Origin of the sequence: Streptosporangium amethystogenes subsp. fukuiense (assembly GCF_042665875.1) — a bacterium.
Taxonomy (GTDB): Bacteria; Actinomycetota; Actinomycetes; order Streptosporangiales; family Streptosporangiaceae; genus Streptosporangium; species Streptosporangium fukuiense.
The window spans coordinates 9,420,517-9,439,878 of record NZ_JBHTEE010000001.1 but is presented as its reverse complement, the minus strand read 5'-3'; the positions used below and the strand labels follow the sequence as shown (position 1 = coordinate 9,439,878).

The 19,362-nt window shown below is 67.7% G+C and carries 7 protein-coding genes; 3 read left to right on the top strand and 4 right to left on the bottom strand.

All coding sequences use genetic code 11. The features are described 5' to 3' along the window. Positions 1 to 395: 395 nt before the first annotated feature. Complete coding sequence (locus ACFQVD_RS41850; protein WP_343974429.1) at positions 396 to 4,727, bottom strand: Eco57I restriction-modification methylase domain-containing protein; 4,332 nt, start codon at positions 4,725 to 4,727, stop codon at positions 396 to 398. Beyond that, positions 4,724 to 7,879 carry a DISARM system SNF2-like helicase DrmD gene (drmD, locus tag ACFQVD_RS41845; RefSeq protein WP_343974433.1) on the bottom strand — a complete coding sequence of 1,052 codons (3,156 nt, stop codon included), beginning with the start codon at positions 7,877 to 7,879 and terminating at the stop codon, positions 4,724 to 4,726. Before drmD ends, ACFQVD_RS41850 begins: the two co-directional genes overlap by 4 nt. A gap of 768 nt (positions 7,880 to 8,647) precedes the next feature. Between drmD and istA the strand changes: the two genes are divergently transcribed. Further along, on the top strand, positions 8,648 to 10,177 hold the full coding sequence (istA, locus tag ACFQVD_RS41840; RefSeq protein ID WP_386274280.1) for an IS21 family transposase: 1,530 nt from the start codon (positions 8,648 to 8,650) through the stop codon (positions 10,175 to 10,177). After that, the gene (gene istB, locus ACFQVD_RS41835) at positions 10,174 to 10,953 is read left to right on the top strand and encodes an IS21-like element helper ATPase IstB (protein ID WP_364159275.1); all 780 of its coding nucleotides are present in this window, start codon (positions 10,174 to 10,176) and stop codon (positions 10,951 to 10,953) included. The genes istA and istB overlap by 4 nt, the downstream gene beginning before the upstream one ends. A 954-nt stretch (positions 10,954 to 11,907) precedes the next feature. Here istB and ACFQVD_RS41830 read toward each other — a convergent pair. After that, positions 11,908 to 12,957: a DUF6461 domain-containing protein gene (locus ACFQVD_RS41830; RefSeq protein ID WP_343962672.1), complete on the bottom strand. Its 1,050-nt coding sequence runs from the start codon at positions 12,955 to 12,957 to the stop codon at positions 11,908 to 11,910. A gap of 61 nt (positions 12,958 to 13,018) precedes the next feature. After that, the gene (locus ACFQVD_RS41825) at positions 13,019 to 18,352 is read right to left on the bottom strand and encodes a LamG-like jellyroll fold domain-containing protein (RefSeq protein WP_343962674.1); all 5,334 of its coding nucleotides are present in this window, start codon (positions 18,350 to 18,352) and stop codon (positions 13,019 to 13,021) included. Between the two features lie 657 nt (positions 18,353 to 19,009). On the opposite strand from ACFQVD_RS41825, the gene ACFQVD_RS41820 reads away from it, so the two are divergent. Next, entirely contained in the window at positions 19,010 to 19,282 is a 273-nt protein-coding gene (locus ACFQVD_RS41820) for a hypothetical protein (RefSeq protein WP_343962676.1), read from the top strand. Positions 19,283 to 19,362: the final 80 nt, after the last annotated feature.

Below are 19,362 nucleotides of genomic sequence, written 5' to 3'. Positions count from 1 at the left end.
GCCTGGAGGCCCGGCACCCACTCTCCGAGGGGAGTGCCGACATCCGCGAGACGAACCAGGAACGCGAAAGCCGGGCCACCACCTGCGGAGGTTAACCCGGCTTCACTTCATGACCCCGAGCGAGTCATGCGGCACCCACCGCAGCCAAGGCGACAGCCCCGAGAGACCCGGCGACCGGCGACCTGGCGAGAAAGTGCAAGACCCCGTCCGCCGGACGGGGCCTGATCCCACCGGCACATGTCCCGTGGGGCGACGCCGCAAGCCAAGCAGTCCACATCCGTGTCTGTCAACTCACTCGGAGTAGCGGGCGTATCCGCCATGCCTCTTCCCAACGGCGCTCGGGATGAGCCGAGTGCGCGCTCGGCTCATCCCAGGTTCCCTCGCCTTGCCCCCGGTCAGAACAGGTCTTCCTGGTCGGTGATCGCCTTGGGCTTGGGCTTGGGCTTGCTTCGGGTGGTCTTCTTGGTGGCCTTGTCGTGCAGGCCCTGGGCGACCTCTTCGGCGTAGCGGGCGTGGTTGAGCTCCAGCAGCCGGTCCACCAACTCCCGCTGCACGCCGGGACCGACCGTGTAGCGGGTCTCCCGGGCCACGGGGTGGTGGCCGTGGTCGAGCTGGGGGATCAGGTCGTCCCAGCCGTAGGCACGGCAGACCGCCTCGTCGATGGCCCGGTGGATACGGCGAAGCTCGACGATGTCCTCGTCCTCGCACTTGGGATCGTTGACCAGGTTGTAGGTGGCGGTGAGACCAGCCTGACGGGCGAGCATGAGATTCCGGCGGAAGGTGTCGAGCTGGTTGCCGAGGTCGCGCATCTCCCTAGTCAACTCGGGGAGGGGCAGCGTCTCAAAGACATCTGAGGGCGTGTAGCGGAGATCCGCTTTCATTGACGACGCACGCGCACGCGCCCACCAGTAGTGCGGTGCGCTCGACAGCAGCGCCAGCATCGCTGTGTCATCGGTTGCGAAGACACCAAGCATGTGCGAAAACACCTGCCCGGTCGGCACCATCACCGGCATCACGACCTTACTCACGAGCGTGATTACGATTACCCGCTTTAAGCCCGCAATTGCTGCTTTCATAGAAGGCGCAGGCCGTTTATAGCGCCACCAGAACTCGCGCAACTGCGGGTTGTTGTTAGTCAGGAGAATCGGTCGCACTTGTTCGCGCAACTGCACATAGCAATCAATATAATTTTTTGCTTGCCCCTCCGGCCAATCGTGAAAATTTACAATCCATCGACGCCCCGAACAGTCGGGGCGAGAGTTAAGGTCTTCTCCGTTCACAAAAGGGAAGAGAATATCGGCATTGGCGGGCTTTTTATTGATTAGTTCGCGTGCCTGCTCAGGAGTCATGGTGAAACCATCAATCGCAGTAACTTCAATCCCCTTGAACGCTACCCCTTGGCTAGCTATCAGCCTATGCGGATCTCCAATTACTCGTGTCTCGGGGACTAGGAACGATGTAATTACCGCAACAGCCATGCCGTCTACGATTATCTCGGATTCTTTACTAAGCGAGGTTTGGCTGGTCCAAATAGCGCAGTACTCCAGCACCGCGCTCCTCGACGGCCACGGCTTGCTCTTCACCGCCTGGCGGATCGTCACGCCGCCCTTCACAAGCTGGTCGAGACCCACCTCTCGCGTGTCGCCCTGTGCCAGGGTGTTCGTCGCGATCAGCCCGGTCTGGCCACCGCTGTTCAGCAGCTCATGGGCTCGGAGCACGAAATAGGCGACCAGGTCGGCGCTTCCCCGGGCTCCGTGGCCTATCGCCTCGACCAGGTACTCCCGGTAGGCAACCCCCATCGTCCCGGTGAGCTTCTGACCGCCCAGGAAAGGCGGGTTCCCGATGATCGCGTCAAAGCCGGGGCCATCCGGCCTTGGCCGAATCTGGGTTTCGCCGTTTTCGAGAATCTCGACGATATGACTCGCGAAGACCTCGGGAAAGGCCAACGGCCAGTGGATCGGATGACGGTCGAAGGAGCCGTCAACCTGGTCGGTGGCCAGCCACCTGCGGCGCTGTTCACGGGCGACCAGCTCGGCCTGCTCCGCTCTCCTGCTCACCGCGTCGGCAAGCTCGGCAGCTCGGAGCGAGGCGACATCGGCGCTTAACTTTCTGCCCTTCTCGGTCGAGCCGTGTCGACCGTGGTCGCCCTCCAGGTCCCGGTCCGGGCTGTTGACGTCGTAGATCTCCCGCGCCAGCGCCGCCCCCACCGTCAGGTCCGCGAACAACCGAAGCTGCGCCGAAGCGGCCTCCACCTCCCCTAGCCGAGCCCGCTTCCTGGCCAGCCCCGCCAGTGCGTCCTCCCCCAGCTCGATATCAGCGATCCCCCGGCGGCTCTCGGCCAGCTCGGCGACCTTCTCCCGCGCACCCGCCGTCCAGTCAAAGAGATCCTCATGGATCTTCCGGCCCTTCGCCGGATCCATGTGCATGACCTCAAGCTGCTCAAGCGACGCGATCCCCAGTAGCGAGTCCCCCGCCACCAGCCGGTCGTCCACGAAGGTGAACGGCCGGGCCGGGTCCATCGAGACCAGCCACAGCGACAGCTTCGCCATCTCCACGGCCATCGGGTTGATGTCCGCGCCGTACAGGCAGTGTTCGATGATCTGACGGCGAGCCTCGATGACCAGCGGGTCGGCCTCGGCGTCGACGGTGCGTAACTGGTCGCCGGTCAAGCCATCGAGGTAGGTGACCGCGCGCTCGTCGCCCTCCAGGAACAAGGCTTTGACCAGCGCGTCACCCAGGTAGCGGGCCGCGGCGACCAGGAAGGCGGCCGAGCCCATCGCGATGTCGGCGACCTTGAGCCTCAGGATCTCCTCGGCCGTCTTCGGCTTCCACTGCGACCGGTCGGCGGTCTGGAGGGGACCGACCGTGTAGATCAGCGGCTCCAGGGCTCCCTCGACGACCTCCTCGGCGAGCTTCCTCGGCGTGTAGTGGGTGCCGGTGTTCTTCCGCAACGCCGACTCGGTGACGTACAGCGTGCCGGGCAGGATGACCAGCGGCAGGCCGCGCAGGTCGTCGCGGATGATCCCGGCGAACGGCAGCAGCCGCCGGGCCAGCTCGGCGTCCCCGCCGGTGGCCGCGAGCAGTTTCCGGGTCGCCTCCAGCTCACCGGCCGCGTCCAGCGGGGTCAGTTTTCGAGCGACGGCACCGGCCGTACCGAACCCGGAGTCCCGGTACAGCTCGGCCAGCTTGGCGGCGAAGCCCTCGCCCGTCGTACCGCCGAATCCCGCGGCGAGGTTTTCGAGGTCGGTCAGCTCGACCTCGGCCTCCTTACCGGCCTTGCCGATCAGGCCGACGACGGTGTCCGCCGCGCGGAAGCCCTCGAAGGAGAGCAGGCCCTCGTAGACGTAGCCGATCTGCTCGACGTCCAGCGAGCGGAAGCTGAGCCTGCGGCGCTCGCGGTTCTTGCCGGTGCCGACCTCGACGTACTGCACGGCCTTGAGCATGTGCAGTACGGCCCGGTCGTCGATGCTCAGCGGCAGCCAGGAGAAGGCGTCCGGGTCGAACAGCGAGCCGTCGTGCGGGTGCATGGTCAGCCTGGGGTGGTCGACGCCCCGGTAGACGGCCTCGAAGACGGCGAGCAGCCGGTGCCAGGCGCCGTTGGTGTTCTCCAGCTCGGTCTCGGTGCCCTCGATGGCGCGCTGCTCCAGCTCGGCGCAGAGCCGGCTCGCCGAGTAGGCGGTGGCGTAGACCTCGTTGTCGGCGGGGAGCAGGCCGCGTTCCTCGGCGAAGAGCAGGAAGACGAGCCGCATCATCACGCTCACCGAGCCCCGGTAGACCTCGTGCGCCTTGACCTCGTCACCGACGCCCGCCCGGCCGATCGCGGTGACCAGCAGCTCGACGGCCTGACGGACCTGGACGCCGAGGGCCTCGGTGATCTCCTCCTGGTTGTCCAGGCTGGCGGCGAGCAGCGCGGGGAGCCGCTCGGCCTGGGGTACCGAGAAGAAGCGGTCGAGTTTGAGCAGTGAGATGAAGGCGCGCAGGACGTCGCGCTCGGCGGCTTCGGTCCAGGGGATCGCGTCGAAGACGGCGGTGGTGGTGACGCCGCCCTTCGGCGCCCAGACCAGGGTCCACCAGCGGCCGTCGGTGACCAGGCCGAGCTCGACGCCGTGGTGACGGCAGAGCTGGGCCATCCGGTCGACGGGGGTGGCGGCCCAGGTAGAGGTGCGCATCCGGACCATCGGATGGTCGTTGCTGATCATGCCGAGCAGCCGTACGTCACCGGCCGCGACCGGGCGCGGCTCGATCCTGGTCGTGTCCGAGACCGGCGCGGTCCCGGCCGCGCCCGAGTCCGGTGCGACCTCGATCACGCCCGAGTCCGGCATGGCCCCGATCGCACCCGGGTCCGGTGCGGCACCGGACCCGGCGCCCGGGACGGTCAGCGCGAAGTGCGGGGTGAGGGTGGTGTCGTGCTCGGGGACCTGGACGGTCAGCTCGTCGAGGCCGCCGATCCGCACCGCGTCGTCCCAGCCGAGCAGCTCGCGCAGTACGTGACCGATCCAGGCCCGGCGGACGGCGGCCCGGTCCCTGGAGTCGCGGCCGGCCAGCCAGGTGGCGTGCGCGAGGCGGAGCCGGTCGAGCTCCGCCCTGTTCAGCGAGTCGAGCTCCGGCCAGGCCGAGCGGAGCACCGGCACGCTGAGGAACGGGCCCGACACCTCGACGAGGCTCAGCCACTCCTGGTGGGTGCGTACCGCGTCCCGCTCCCGGCCGAACGTCCTGCCCCGGCTCATCGGGTGGCCTCACGCTTCGGCACGACGAAGACCACGGCCACCGGGAACCGGTGCGGTCGCGGATCGCGGTAGCGGTCCGCGACGGTGGCGAGCTCGCGGTCGCGCTCCTCGGCGAGGCGGGACAAGCGGTCCTCCCAGGATCTGCGGTCTCTGCGGTACTGGTCGAGCTCTTCCTTGTTCCGGCTCGCCTCGATCCGGCTGAACAGCGCGTCCTCGTCGCTGTTCTCGGCGAGCTTGGCGCGGAGCGTGCTCTCGAAGCGGGCCAGGTTGGCGGTCAGCCGGGCCTGCTCGGCCTCCATCCGCTGGGCGAGCTTGCGCTCCAGCTGGTCGCGCTTCTGGTCCTTGCCGTCGACCCGCCAGTCGATCGACTGCAGGACGGCCTCGCCGACCTTCGGCCAGAGCGCGGCCAGGCGGTGCCGTACCGGAGCGGAGGCGGGGGTGCCGCCGGCGAGTGCCCGGCCCAGGAGGGTACCGAGCGCGGTCACGCTGTCCAGCCGCCGGAACCTGCCACCCTCCGGAATCCAGCCTCCGGCGTGCAGCACCTCCTCGTGCAGCCGGACACCGTCCCCGCCGACCAGGACGAACCGGAAGAAGGCGCCGACCAGCGTGGTCTCCAGCGCGGGGTCGTCGCTGACCACCGCGGTCACCCGGTGCAGGTCGATCTCCGGGTTGGAGACGGCGGCGCGGAGCAGCCGGGTGGACATCGCGACGAGCGGGTGGCCGAGGTGGGCGAGGACCACGTCGTCGCGGACCCGGCCCTGCGGGTCGAAGGTGGCCCGCTCGTCGAAGGTGACCGGACGCTGCCTGGGCGGCTCGTCTTTCTTGCGAAGTTTCGCAGCGAGCCCGGCACTCGCGCGCTCCCAGGAGCCGGTGAGCGGCGACACGTCGTACAGGCCCTCGGCGAGGTGCTTGTCGTCGACGTGCCTGTGGAGCGGCTGCTGGCGGGCCAGGCCGAGCGCGGTGTCGACCACCCGTTTCACCTTGACCGGGGTGATGTCCAGCTCGCGTTTCGTGTCGTCGAGGTTGGCGCGGAGCCTGCGTACCTGCTCGCCGACGTCCGTCTCGGCCTGCACGGTCTGGCGCTGCGGCGCGCGCTCCACGTCGTAGTCGGGGATGCCGCCCAGCATCCGCCTCTGTACGGCGTCGGCCAGCACCGCGTTGACCGAGCCGAGGTCCTCCTCCATCCGGGCGACCTTCTGCGCGACCCGGGAAAGGAACTCCAGGTCGGCCTCGAAGGAGTCGACGGCCCGCTCCCAGCCGGTGCCGACGAAGTGGCGGATGTCGGGGTTGTGCTTCTGGCCCCACCGGTCGACCCGGCCGATCCGCTGCTCCAGCTTGTTGGGGTTGAACGGGATGTCGTAGTTGACCAGCCGGTGGCAGTGGTTCTGCAGGTCGATGCCCTCGCTGGCGGCGTCGGTGGCCAGCAGGATCCGTACCGGGTGCTCGGCCGGGTCGGTCTGGAAGGCGACCCGGAGCTGCTCGCGCTCATCGGCGGCGATCCCGCCGTGCAGGATGGCGAGCCGGTCCCCGGCCAGGTCCTCCTGGCGGAGCAGCTCGGTCAGCCACTTCTGGGTGTCGCGGTACTCGGTGAAGATGACGACCCGCTCGCCTGTCCACTGCCCATCCGGGCAGCAGACCGCCTTGAGGTAGGCGATCAGCTCGCGGGCCTTGGCGTCGGGGGCGCCCGTGTAGTCGAGTGCCCAGGCCCGCATCCGGTTGAGCAGTTCGACCTCCGCGACGGTCGCGGCGCCCTGGAGCGGCGCGGCCATCCCGATCGCGTCGTCCTCGGCCTCGGCCAGCGGCTCGTCGTCGAGGGTGGCGGTGTTCTCCCAGAACTCCTCCGCCCACTGGAGGGTCTCGTCGTCGTCATCCGTCTCGACCGGCCGGTCGGTGACGTTGCTCAGGTAGACGCCGACGGTGTGCGCGAAGGCGGCCGGGCTGGAGAAGAGCCGCTTCTTGAGCAGCAGCGTCACCAGGTCGGCGGCCTTGCGGCCCTTCCGGCTCCGGTTGAGCCGCGACCGGCGGAGTTCGGCGAACTCCTTGAGCAGCTCGTGGGCCTCGCGCTCGTCCTTCGGGTAGTGCACCGGGATGGCCCGCGCGGCGCGTTCCAGGAAACGCCTGCTGCCGTCGCCGTTGACGATGTGCCGCTTGAGGCGGCGTACCACCGTCTCCTTTACCGCGGCCTGGTCGGGGTCGACGCCCCGGGCGAAGCGCTGGTCGTCGAGGATCTCCAGCAGCGCGGTGAAGCTCGCCTGGTAGCCGTTGTGCGGGGTGGCCGAGAGGAAGAGCCGGTGGGTGAAGTGCGGGGCGAGGTGGCGGATCAGCTTGGTCTGCTGGGAGTCGACCGCGTAGACCTGCTTGGGCGCGGCCGGGGCGACGTGGTGGGCCTCGTCCAGGATGAGCAGGTCGAAGCGGCGCTCCAGCCCGGAGGAGTCGAGCACCTCGTTCAGCAGCCGCTGCGCCTTCGGGCCGCGCAGCCAGGGCAGGCTGACGATGGTCAGCGGGTAGACCTTGAACGGGTTGGCGGCGCTGCCGTGGGTGCGGCGGACCGTCGCGCAGCGCTCGGTGTCGACGATGGTGAAGTCCAGGCCGAACTTCTCCGCCATCTCGTCGCGCCACTTGAGGGTCAGCCCGGCCGGGCAGACGATCATGACGCTCCTGGCGCGGTGGCGGAGCAGCAGCTCCTGGGCGACGAGCCCGGCCTCGATGGTCTTGCCGAGGCCGACGTCGTCGGCGAGCAGCAGGTTGACCCGGGGCGCGTCCAGGGCGCGGGCCACCGGCTCCAGCTGGTAGTTCTCGATGGCGACGCCGGAGCGGAACGGCGCCTGGAGCGTTTTCACGTCGGCACTGGCCACCGCGGACCAGCGGATCGCGTCCAGAAAGGCGGCCAGCCGCTCGGGCGGGTCAAAGCCCTCGGGGGTCACGTCGGGCAGCGAGCCGCTGGGCAGCACCCGGCGGCCGGGCTCGATCTCCCAGACGACGTCGAGCCGGTCGCCGTACCGGCCGTCCTCGACGCTCTGCAGGCCGACCAGGGTGCTGGGCTCGCCGGCGTCGACCTCGCTGACCACCCAGCGCTGGCCTCGGATCTCCACCAGGGCTCCGATGCCCGGTCGTTGCTGGGTCGCGCTCAGGGGGGTCGCGCTGGTCACCATTCACTCCTCGCCGACGGCTCCCCGCCGCTCCCGCGCTCGGGCCGTCGTTCCGTGATCGAGGGGATGTGATCATCGGGGGGAAGGCTTACCGGGCGGGGGCCAACGGGGGTAAAGGACCTGCAAAGTCGATCGCCCAGGAGCCGTTCCGTCAAGGGCGCGAACTGGACTGTACGCCATATATGTGTCCTATGTCCACAGAAAAAATATTCGTGCGCTTAGTTCACATATAATCAGGAACGATCTAGTATCTCTCAGTGTGACGCGGCACACCCCCGATCGGGTTACCCGCTTCCCGCCCCCAAGCCCCGGCCGTACGAGCACAGGCGTGTGGCCGGCCCCGGAGAGTTCGATGACGCCACATCTACGGCGACCGCCGGACGACAGGGGAAGCGACAGGAAGCGGAGTTCGCCGCTCATCCACGTTCTCAGCCTGCCCTTCCCCCCTGGATTCGGAAATCACGACGAGCTCACCACGGACACCTGCGCGAGGTTGCTACGGCCGGGTTCCGCCGCCGAGGCGATAGCCGAGGATTCGGATCCCGACTGAGAGCGGTCACGTGGAACTCTTGATCGGCGGACAGAAAAGTCGCGGCTGACGGACACCGGTTCCTGGTGGGCGGCCACCAAAAGTCTTGGTCAATGGCCAGGCCGATCTCCTGATCTTGTCCGTGTGTCACAGCTTGGGTTCCCCTCCGCGGGGGCTTGGGTTGCGGGTTGTCGAGACCTTGCACCCCAGACCCGCGGAGGGGGCCCGTGACGAAGTCTGGCATGGAGCTGATGGAGATTTACGAGGCTTACGACCTGACCGGGTGCGCCTGGTCGGCGGCGCAACTGGCGGGGTGTGACCCCAAGACGGTGCGCCGGTATATCGCGATCCGCGCGGCGGGCGGCAACCCGCACCAGCCGGCGCCGCGACCTAAGGCGATCGACGCGTTCCTGGCGAAGATCGAGGAGAAGGTCGACCGGTCGAAAGGGAAGATCCGCGCGGACGTGGTGCACAAAGACCTGGTCGCGATGGGATTCGCCGGGTCCGAGCGGACCACGCGGCGGGCGGTCGCCGAGATCAAGGCGGCCTGGAAGGCCGGACGGCGGCGCGTCTACCGGCCCTGGGTGCCTGAGCCGGGGATGTGGCTGCAGTGGGACTGGGGCGAGGGCCCGCGGATCGGTGAGCGCCGCACGCAGCTGTTTTGTGCCTGGCTGGCCTGGTCGCGGTTTCGGGTGGTGATCCCCGCCTGGGATCAGACGCTGGCCACGTTGACGTCGTGCCTGGACGCGGCGCTGCGGCGGCTGGGCGGGGCGCCGACGTATCTGCTGACCGACAACCCCAAGACGGTCACGATCGAGCACATCGCCCGCATCGCGGTGCGCCACCCGCAGATCGTCGAGCTGGGGCGGCATTACGGGTGCGTGGTGACTACCTGCGAGCCGTTCGATCCCGAGTCCAAGGGCGGGGTGGAGGCAACGGTGAAGATCGCCAAGGCGGACCTGGTGCCCACCCACGCCAACCTCCGCGCCGCCTATGGGAGTTTCACCGAGTTGGAGACCGCGTGTGCTGCCTGGAGTGAGCACATCAACGGCCGCCGCCATCGCGAGACACACCGGCCGCCGATCGAGATGCTGGCCGAGGAACGCGCTCGCCTGCACGTGCTGCCCGCCGATCCCTACGTGCTCGCGCTCGGCGCCGAGCGCCTGGTCTGCGACGACCGGACCGTCCGCTGGGGCGATGTGCGCTACTCGGTGCCGCCCGGCCACGAGGGACAGACGGTCTGGTGCCGCGTCCACGGCGACGAGTTGGTCATCGTCGGCCGCTCCGGCACCGATGAGCAGCACGGTCAGCACGGTCTGAGGGAACTGTGGCGGCATCGGCTGTCGGTTCCGGGCCGGCCGCGGATCGTCGATGCCCACTATCCCGAGCACGAGGGCGGCAACGGCCCCAAAGCGCCCCGGCCTCGCCCGCGGACCAAGGCCGAAGAAGCGTTCCTGGCGATCGGGCCGGGTGCGCAGGCGTGGCTGATCGAGGCCGCCGCCACCGGAGTGGTGCGGATCCGCACCAAAATGGCCCGCGCGGTCGAGCTGGCCAGTCTGCTGGGCGCGGCCCGGGTGGATGAGGCGCTCGGCCTGGCCGCGATCAACGGCCGGTTCGCCGAAGCCGATCTGGCCTCCATCTGCGACCACCTCGCGTTGCATGAGCACGCCGGTGAAAACACCCGTGTCGACGAGGCTCACTCGGTCCAGCCCGGCACCGCTTCCTGGGCTGCCTTCAGTAACACCAACAGCGTCAAAGGAGATCACTCGTGAGTGTCACCCTTCCTGCGGCCCCACCGGTCCCGGCCGAGTTGGAGGCCCTGTTTCGCCGGATGCGTTTTCCTTACGCCCGCAAAGCGGCGCCCGAGGTGCTGGCGACCGCCCGCGCGCAACGCTGGGACCCAGCCGAAGTCGTGCGCGTCCTGCTCAATGAGGAGGTCGTCGGCCGCGACCAGGCGACCCGCCGCAACCGGCGCAAGAGCGCGGGCTTTCCCTCCGGCAAGACCTTTTCCTCCTGGCGGCGCGAGGGCTCCACGATCAACGAGGCCACCCAGAACGCGCTGATGACGCTGGAATGGGTCAGCCGCGCGGAGAACCTGGTGATCGCCGGACCGTCCGGCACCGGCAAGTCCCACTTCGCTGAGGCACTGTCGCATCTGGCGATCGAAAAAGACCTGCGGGTGGCCTGGTTCACTCTGGAGTCTCTCAGTGCCACGGTCGGCCGGGCCAAGATCGACGGATCGGTCTCGCGCGCCATCGGCCGCATCTGCCGCAGCGACGTCATCGTTATCGATGATATCGGGTTGCTGCCGGTCGGCCACGAGACCTCCGAGGCGTTCTACCGCGTTATCGATGCCGCCTACGAGCGCCGCTCGGTCGTGGTCACCAGCAACATCCACCCGTCGGGTTTCGACACCATCATGCCCAAGACGCTCGCCACCGCGACCGTCGACCGGCTGATGCACCACGCCCACCTGGTGGAGACCAGCGGCGACTCCCATCGCCTGGCCGAGGCTCTGTCCGGGCGTGGAGTGATCCCGCTGACCTGACCGCCCACCCGGAGATCGACCTGGCCACCCACCGGGATTCCCAGTGGCCACGCCAGGAATTTTGATGGCCATCAGCCAGGAGAAATCTGGCCGCTCAACTGGAGAACGGCGTGTCCGCTAGCACCCGACGCGATCGAAGCGCCCGACCACTACGAGCCCGAAGAGTTCGAGTTGACGACAGAGCCAGAAGAATCCGCGACGAGTACACCCCCCTGCCGCCGAGGACTCCGTCGAGGCGTTACAGGAGGAGGTGAGCCGTCTGCGCCAGACGCCGCTGAGGGCCGCCGAGGCCACCGGAAACGTGCAACGAGCATGCGCGGACGCACGCCGGCCCCTTGACCGCGACCTCGAAGTGATCGCGCGGAGCGTCACCGGCTTCGACGGACTGCGGGACCGGCTCGCATCGGCGGCCAACTCCACGATCACCGATGGCACGATGGCCGCCCTTCAGCGGACTCTCGACCATGTCGTGGCGGCGAGTTCCCAACGTCGCCGGATACTCGCGCCGGCTCACCTTGAGGGCCGGCCTGCCCCTGAAAGAGGTCGCCGACTCCCTTGGCATCGACATCAAAGAACCATCACCTTCAACACCAAACGGGTCTCAAAAACAAACTTCAACCGAATCCATCAGCCAACCACAGAAAGATCACAACTAACCCGAAATGGCATTGTCGCCATTTGCCATGCAGAAGTCAATGACCTGCAGTACACATAGGAGGTCATAGGTATCATTTGACTTATACTGGCTCGCGGTCGCCGATTTAGCATATTCCAGGCTTGGCGACAGCCCGAAACGGCCTTCCGGCTCCAGGGCCACCAAAAGTGACTTTACCGCGTAATATTTTATGTACAGCCGCCCCCAGCCAGCGTCAGTGGGCGGCATGAGAACGTCGACGCCATCTTCCAGAACGGCAGTGGCCGCTGCCAGAAAAAACGTCCCCGGCTCGCAGTTACTCAGGAGTCGAGGTAGGTGACAACCATTCCGAGCGCGTAGTGGCGGTCGATGTCCCTGTTCTCCTCGCTGAGGTAGGTGCCGCCGGACTGGTTGACGACCTGCTGTGCCCGCCAGAACAGATCCATGTCCGGGTTCACCGCCGTCATCAACGCCTCGGCGGCGGCCCCCTTCACCATCCATCGGCCATAGTCGGTGTCATGGCCCGGCGAGGGGTACCGCTCCCGGGCGCTGTCGGGCGAGGCCTGAAACGCCCCCGACGCCCGTCGCGCGAACTCCGCTCGGAAGACGCCCAGCCGCCCGGCCAGCTCGGCGGAGCACTCGCCGGCCGCGATCAGGCCCAGCGCCTCCTCGACCAGGGGGCCGTCGATGCCCGCCGTGGCCACGGCCAGACCGGCCGCGATGCCGACGATCTCCGGCAGCCGGTCGGGCGTGGGTTCGGCGATGATGCGGGCGATGCGGGGGTCGATGGCCGCGATGGCCCGCATGCGCCCGTCGACTCGGAGGGCCGGGCGCGCGCCGACGGTCACCGGGCGTAACCAGTGGAGGGCGTGGGGCCGGGCCGTCCAGTCGTCGTCGATGACGACTCCGGACAGGTGCTCCGCCACGGCGAACGCGGTGGCCTTCCAGTCGGCGCGCCAGTCGGCCTCACTCACCGGCAGGCCGTCGAGCCACTCCCGGCCACGAGCGCCGTCGAGATCCAGGGCGTCAAACGACGCGACGACCTCGCCGTCACGGACGTAGCTGACGAAGGTGGCCATGTTGATGGTCCACGCCACCCGGAACGCCTCGCCCTTGGCCGCGACCTGGCCCAGCAACGTCTCGCTCAGCCCACGGAACGCGAACGGCTCGACGATCACGGCCCACTCCCCGTGGCGGGCCACCAGGGCCACGCCGGTGGCGTCGTCGGGCAGGTCCTCTGCGGCGATGCCGAACAGGCCGTCGAAGGTCTCCGGTTCGGCCACGAGGGGGTGTCCGCCGAACGCCCGGACCGCCTGGTCGAGATCGCCGGTCCTGATCCAGGTGAGGCAGGCGGTCTCGATCTCGATCATGTGAACGCTCCAGGAAATAGCAGGGTGAGGGCGGTGAACAATCCGCCCTCACCCTGGTCATCTATCGGGCGGGGGGAATGGGGCCGATGATGTTGGCTCCTATTCCGTCGACCGTACAGGTGCCGTGATCGAGTTCCGGAAGTTCCTCCGGAAGCGGATCGGTGACGACGACGCCGGGCGCGCCACCCGTCGGCGCCGTTTTACCCTTCTCGATGATATCCATCCAGAACGAGAAATTGTCACGGATACGGTGACGCTGGTAGAACACGCTCGTCCGCGACCCGGAAGAACAGTTGTCCGAGCCCTTGATGGTGCGCACGGAATAGTCGTAGCTCGTGTTCGCAGCCCCCTCGACCGTTGACGCGAAGGGGAACTCGTCACAGTGGCCGCTGTATCCCGGCCAGGCTCTTCGGCATTCCGGAATCGACACGCCGCGGTTCCTGTTGATGGTGGCCGTGTCCCGGGTGCGATGCAGGCAGACGGGAGCCTGACCCTGCGTGCAGCCGGGGTCCTGCCAGTTGAACCGGCCGGGGATCTTCTTGGCCGTTCCTCTGCCAGGGTCGGTGGCGGCGGGGCGGAAGAGCGCGTCCGCCCAGTGCGCGGCCGACTCCTTCACCTTGGCGTCATTGCCGTTGAGGATGAAGACCGGACGCACGGTGTTGACGATGCAGCCACCGGTGTAGGCCTTGATCCAGTCAGCGCTGTCGCAGATGAAGTTCTGCACCCACGCCTTGCCGTTGAACTGCGGATTGAGCGTCTTGTAGCTGTCCATCAACTCGGGGTTATGGGTGTACTTGATAGACGGCTTGATGCTGCACGTATTCCCCTTGTCCGGGCTTGTCGACCGCACGTTCTCCGGCACGCTCAGCTTGATCTCGATCGGCCCGCGGTTGCGCCACTGTGCGACCGTGAGCTCCTTGCCGTATCCCCACGGCTTGGTCTGGCCGTCGGTGTCGACGAAGGTGGCGGCGCAGTCCGCCGACTCGCCCAGGCTGACCCGGAACGCGCGGTCGTCCCAGTCGGCGTTGACGAGGTTGATGTCGGTGACGGCGAGTTTGACCTTGATGTCCCGGCTGTTGTAGCCCGCAGGGCCGTTTCTGGCGATCCTGGGGGTGGCGGCATTGTGGCCCTTGCCGACATAACTGTTCAACAGGATCGTCAGCCGCCCGTACCAGTTGGTGTCGCTGAACAGCGGGTCGTCGCGGTTGACGCTGGAGTCTTCGTCGCGTTCACCGATCCACATCGCGTAACACATGCTGTAGGAGTTCTTGGAGTACCAGCCCCGTCGGTGCATGGAACTGACCAGGTCCGGTCGGTTGATCGCGGCGATCGCGTCCTGGCACTCCGACTCGGTCATGTGGTTGTAGGGGAACGTCCTGGCTGCGGCGACGTTACGGACCTCCTGCTTATCCATGGAGGGTCGGACGAGCGGAGCCGCCAGGAGGGCGGCGGATAACGGCTGCCAGGCCGACCACTTACCGGTCGTGGTCCGGGCCCGCCAGCGCACCTCCTGCCGGTTGGCGAGCAGACCGGACGGGATGCTGACCGTGGCGGTGGCGCTCCCGGCGGAATCGGTCGTGCCGGACCAAATCGGCTTCTTATGCTTGGCTGGCTGGGCCGACTTGGCCGACTTGGGGGCGACCTCGAACTCCACCTTCGCCCGGTGGTCCTGCGGGCCGGTCAGCCAGGCCTTGAGCCGGGGCGCGCCAACGGAGCCGGACACCGACAGTTTCGCGATTTCCGGTGCGGAGTCGGCCGCCTTCGCCGTGCTGAGTGCCGACGCCGCGAGGGCCCCGGCCGGAGCCGCGCCGACCTGGGTGGTCATGTCCGCCTGGATCTGCGCCTGGGTCTGGGCCATGTTGTAGATCCGGACCTCGTCGATGAGGCCGCTGAAGTGCTCGCCCCAAATGGCATTGCCGCCGATGTGCAGGTCGCCGTCGACGTCCAGCAGGCCGCCGGTAGCGGGGGTCTGGCTGATCTGGGCGCCGTCGATGTACAGATGGGCGGTGGTGCCGTTGTAGGTGACGGCCACATGCCGCCAGGCGTTGGTGGGCAACGCCGTGCCGCCGTTGACCGTCACCATCTCCTCAAGGCCGGTGGCCAGCCATCCGGAGGGGACGACGGTGTTGGACGCGTACAGGCCGTAGGACAACATCTCGGCCTGATTGTCGTCCTTCATCAGGATGGTGCGCCAGCTGGTGAGGTTCGTCGGCCTGACCCAGGCCGACAGCGTCACCCCGGTCGTCAGTCGCAGCGACGGAGAATCGGCGACCGTGACCAGGCTGGTCGTGCCGTTGAACGACAGCGCCTTGCCGTGCCGGCCGTCATTGGACCAGCCGGTGTCCAGGGCCAGGCCGGTGTTGCCCTTGCCGGAGGAGTCGCCGACCGTGGTGCCGTTGCCCTCCTCCATGCCGTAGGCCGCGACCAGTCCCGGGACTGGGGACGGTGTGAGGGTCGGAGACGGGCTCGGCGAGGGCGAAGGGCTGGGGGACGGGTTGGGGGACGAGCCGCCGATCTGGGTGGTCATGTCGGCCTGGATCTGAGCGGCAGTCTGGGCGACGTTGTAGATCCGGACCTCATCGATGAGGCCACTGAAGTATTCGCCCCAGATCGTGTTGCCGCCGATGTGCAGGTCGCCGTCGACATCCAGCAGGGGGCCGGTGGTGGTGGTCTGGCCGACCTGGCTGCCGTCGACGTAGAGGCGGGCGGTGGTGCCGTTGTAGGTGACGGCCACGTGCCGCCAGGCGTTGGCGGGCAAGGGCGCCGTGCCGTTGACCGTCACCTCTGCCGTGTTCTCGGTCGAGAACCACGCGGACGGGGTGGTGCCGTTGGAGGCGTACAGGCCGTAGGACAGTTCCTCGTTCTCGCCGTCGTCCTTCATCAGGATGGTGCGCCAGCCGTCGACGGTTGTCGGACTTACCCAGGCCGACAACGTCATGGCCGTCGTCAGGCCCAGCGACGGGGAATCGCCGACGGTCACCAGGCTGGTGGTGCCGTTGAACGACAGCGCCTTGCCGTGCCGGCCGTCATTGGACCAGCTGGTGCCCTGCGCCAGGCCGGTGTTGCCCTCGCCGGAGGAGTCGCCGACCGTGGTACCGGTGCCCTCCTCCATGCCGTAGGCCGCCACCAGGCCGACGCTGTTGGTGGTGAACGACCAGCTGTCGGGCGTCATGGCGTTGCCTGCGGCATCCTTGGCGCCGCTGACCGTTACGGTGTAGCGGGTGCCGCGCGGGAATGCCTGGGTGGGCGTGAAGGTCAGCACCGTGTTCGCAGCGTCCATCGCCGCGCTGCCCGCGACCGCGACGCCCGCGGCGTTCTTCACCGAGACCTGGGCCTCCTGCACGGCCTCACTGAACACGGCCTGCACCGGGGTGGTGGCGGCGACCCCGGTGGCGTCCCTGGCCGGAACGGTCTGCACGATCGTCGGCGCGGTGCTCTCCACGATCGTGGTGAACGACCAGACGTGCGGAGCCGCCATGACGTTGCCCGCGGCGTCCTTTGCGCCGCTCACCTCGGCGGTGTACCGGATGTTGGCCGCCAGCGCCGCGCCGGGCGTGAATATGAGCACCCGGCCTGCGTCGTCCGTGGTCGTCGTGCCGGTGACCGGGGTGCCGTCGGGGCCCTTCACCACGATCACGCCGTCGGTGACCGGCTCGCTGAACCCGGCGCGCACCGGCTCGCCCACCGGGGTGCCGATCGCGTCGGCCTCCGGGTAGGTGCCGCTCACCGTGGGCGGGGTGGTGTCGGGGCCGGTCGGCGGCTCGGGATCGGGGTCGGTCGGGTGCACCGCCTCGATCGCGTCGAGCCACTCCTCGGCGCTCATATCGTCGGGCACGCCCACGCCGAGCGTGGAGTCCTCCATGACATAGTCCGGCGACTCCTCACGCTGCCGCAACGCCTGCGTCTCGGTGATCTCCGGGGCCGAGGGCCACGTGTCGACGCCGAAACTGTGGTCCAGGTCGTCGCCGACCGTGGGGTTGGCAAAGTAGGGCAGGAACATGCCCTTGGTCTCCGGCTCTGGCGCGGGTTCTTCGTACTTGACGAAGAGGTGTGGGGGGTGGCCGTCGAAGTCGGTGTAGTTGGCCGAGCGGAACTCGCGCCAGTTGATGACGCCGCCCTCCTGCAGGGCGCTGATCCGCAGACCGTGGTTGGGCTGGCCGGCGGCCCAGTCCCGGACGATGCCCTCGATGGTGTAGTACACGTCCCGGGAAGTCAGGTCGCCGGAGCAGTGGTCTCCTACCGCGCTGCCCTTGATGCCCTGCCCGCTGGTGGTCACCGACGGCTGGCTGCTCCAGCTCAGCGAGTTGACACTCCAGCTGCTGGTGATGCGGCGGACGACGATGTCGCCCTTGGCGTCGCCACAGGCGTGGGAGCGGTAGTTCCACGGCCGCAGGTCGGCGTTGAGGATCGGCCGGCCCATGAACGGGGCGCCGGTCAGGTCGAAGCGCAGATAGCTGCGCCAGATGGTGCTCGGATCGTTGGTGTCGCCGTTGGAGATGGCGTTGCCGCCGTTGCCCACCAGCAGCTTGAACATGCCCTGGTTGGGGCCGCCGGTGCCCCAGGTCTTGTTGTTGATGAACGTGTCGTCGGGATAACCGGCGCCGTACCAGTCCGAGCCGGCCGCGGCCAGCGTCACCGGATAGGTGACCTGCGGATCGGCGAGGAATCCCTCGGCCGGAGACAGCACCACGACCGGCCCGCTCGACTTGTCCTGAACAGTGGTCGTCGCCGCACCCATGCGACCGGACCCGGGAGCTTCGGCCGCCGTGGCGTCCAGCATCCGCACCGAGGCCAGATCAGCCACCGGCCTGTCTCCCGCCAGTACGGCGGCCTTGCCCGCGGAGGTCTTTCCGTACTCCATCCCCGCGGGCAGATCGACGGAGATCGGCAGTTTCAGCTGTTTGGCGGGCCGTTCCCGGATCACGATCTCCTGGTGGAAACCGGTCGGGGTCACGGTGACCACCAAGTCGACGCCGCGACCGTAGGCGGACTCGTACACCGCTCTGTTGCCCGACAACTTCGGCGCGGGCAGTTCGCTCGGCGCGGAGATCTTCACCTCTCCGGCCTTGTCCTTCTCGGCCCCCAGCGTCTCGCCCCTGGCGGTCAGCAGAGCGGTGTCACCACCGTCGGACAGGCTGATGTCCAGCTTGGCCACCCGAGGCCTGACGACCCCGTTCTCCGCGACCAGCGTCGTGTCGACCTTCTTCCAGACGCCGTCTCGTTTGACGCGGACGGGCTGGCTGTAGACATAGGTGCCCAGCGTCTTACCGTCGCCTGTGGCGACCGTCGTCGAGTTCTCGGTGTGCAGGGTTTCGATCTCGACCTGCTTGTTCTGCCGTTTCGCCTCCTGCTGGGCCGCCTTCACCGGATCAGGAGTGGCGGCCGGTCGCGACACGGGAACGGCAGAGGTGGGGGCAGGCGTGGGGGTGGGGGCGGCTGCGGCGGGGGTCACGAGGAGCGAGGTGGACACCCCTACCGCGACTATCAGTGAGGCTCGGCGATGGTTACGGAACAGAACGCCAGGTCTTGGTTTCTGCGGTTTCACTCCGACCTTTCCGGTAAACGCTCTTGGGCCGAAGTGATCTTCACATGGAACCGGCAAGAAAGTAAAGACATAATCGCGGACGCCGGGCAGCTCTCACAATCATGAGCGTAACGGGAACACCACATTCTGCATCTTCAATGGCGTTCAACGCCCAAAGAAACCCGCCGCCAAAATAAAAGCAAAACCAAGGGAGATCCCCTGTTTTTGCAGCTCAAACGCCTAAGGCAACCAGCAATCTGACGCATCGACCGTGAGGCGAAGAACAACCTCGGCGAGAAGTGTCGGTGGCCCTGTCTATACTCCCCGTCCGCGAATGATTCGGTCGGCAACACTGACATTTTACGGATGGTACACATACATCCACCACCCGGCGCCCATGCTTTCTTCCATCACATCTCCGACGCTTCCAGAAATGTGACGCGGTCTTCACACAGGGGCCACCATCGCCGATCCCCGTCCAGCCTCCCGGCCACGATCCTCGCGACGGCAAAGGGACCGGAAGGGACCATGCCGTACGAGGTCCTGGAAGAGGGCGGGCACACCTACGAGCGCGTGCGCGAGGCCGTACTCCGAATCAGGGAGGTCGAGCACGTCGGCGGGGACCGGGCCGGGCACCTGTTCCTCGTACTCCCCCAGGCTCCCGAGCCCGCGTGGGCTCCGGGGGTGCTGTCCACCGCCTTCACCGTCACGACGATCTGGAGAGACGGCATCGGGTGGGCTGGAGAGGACCTCGACATCGCCCTTGGTCAAGCCTCCACGGCCGGGCCGGCTCCACGGTGAACTAAGTCAACGGATAGGCTGCCGAAAGGACCTTCTCGGGAAGCTAGGGTGCCTGCCCACCTGGGCACACGCCGTCGTCG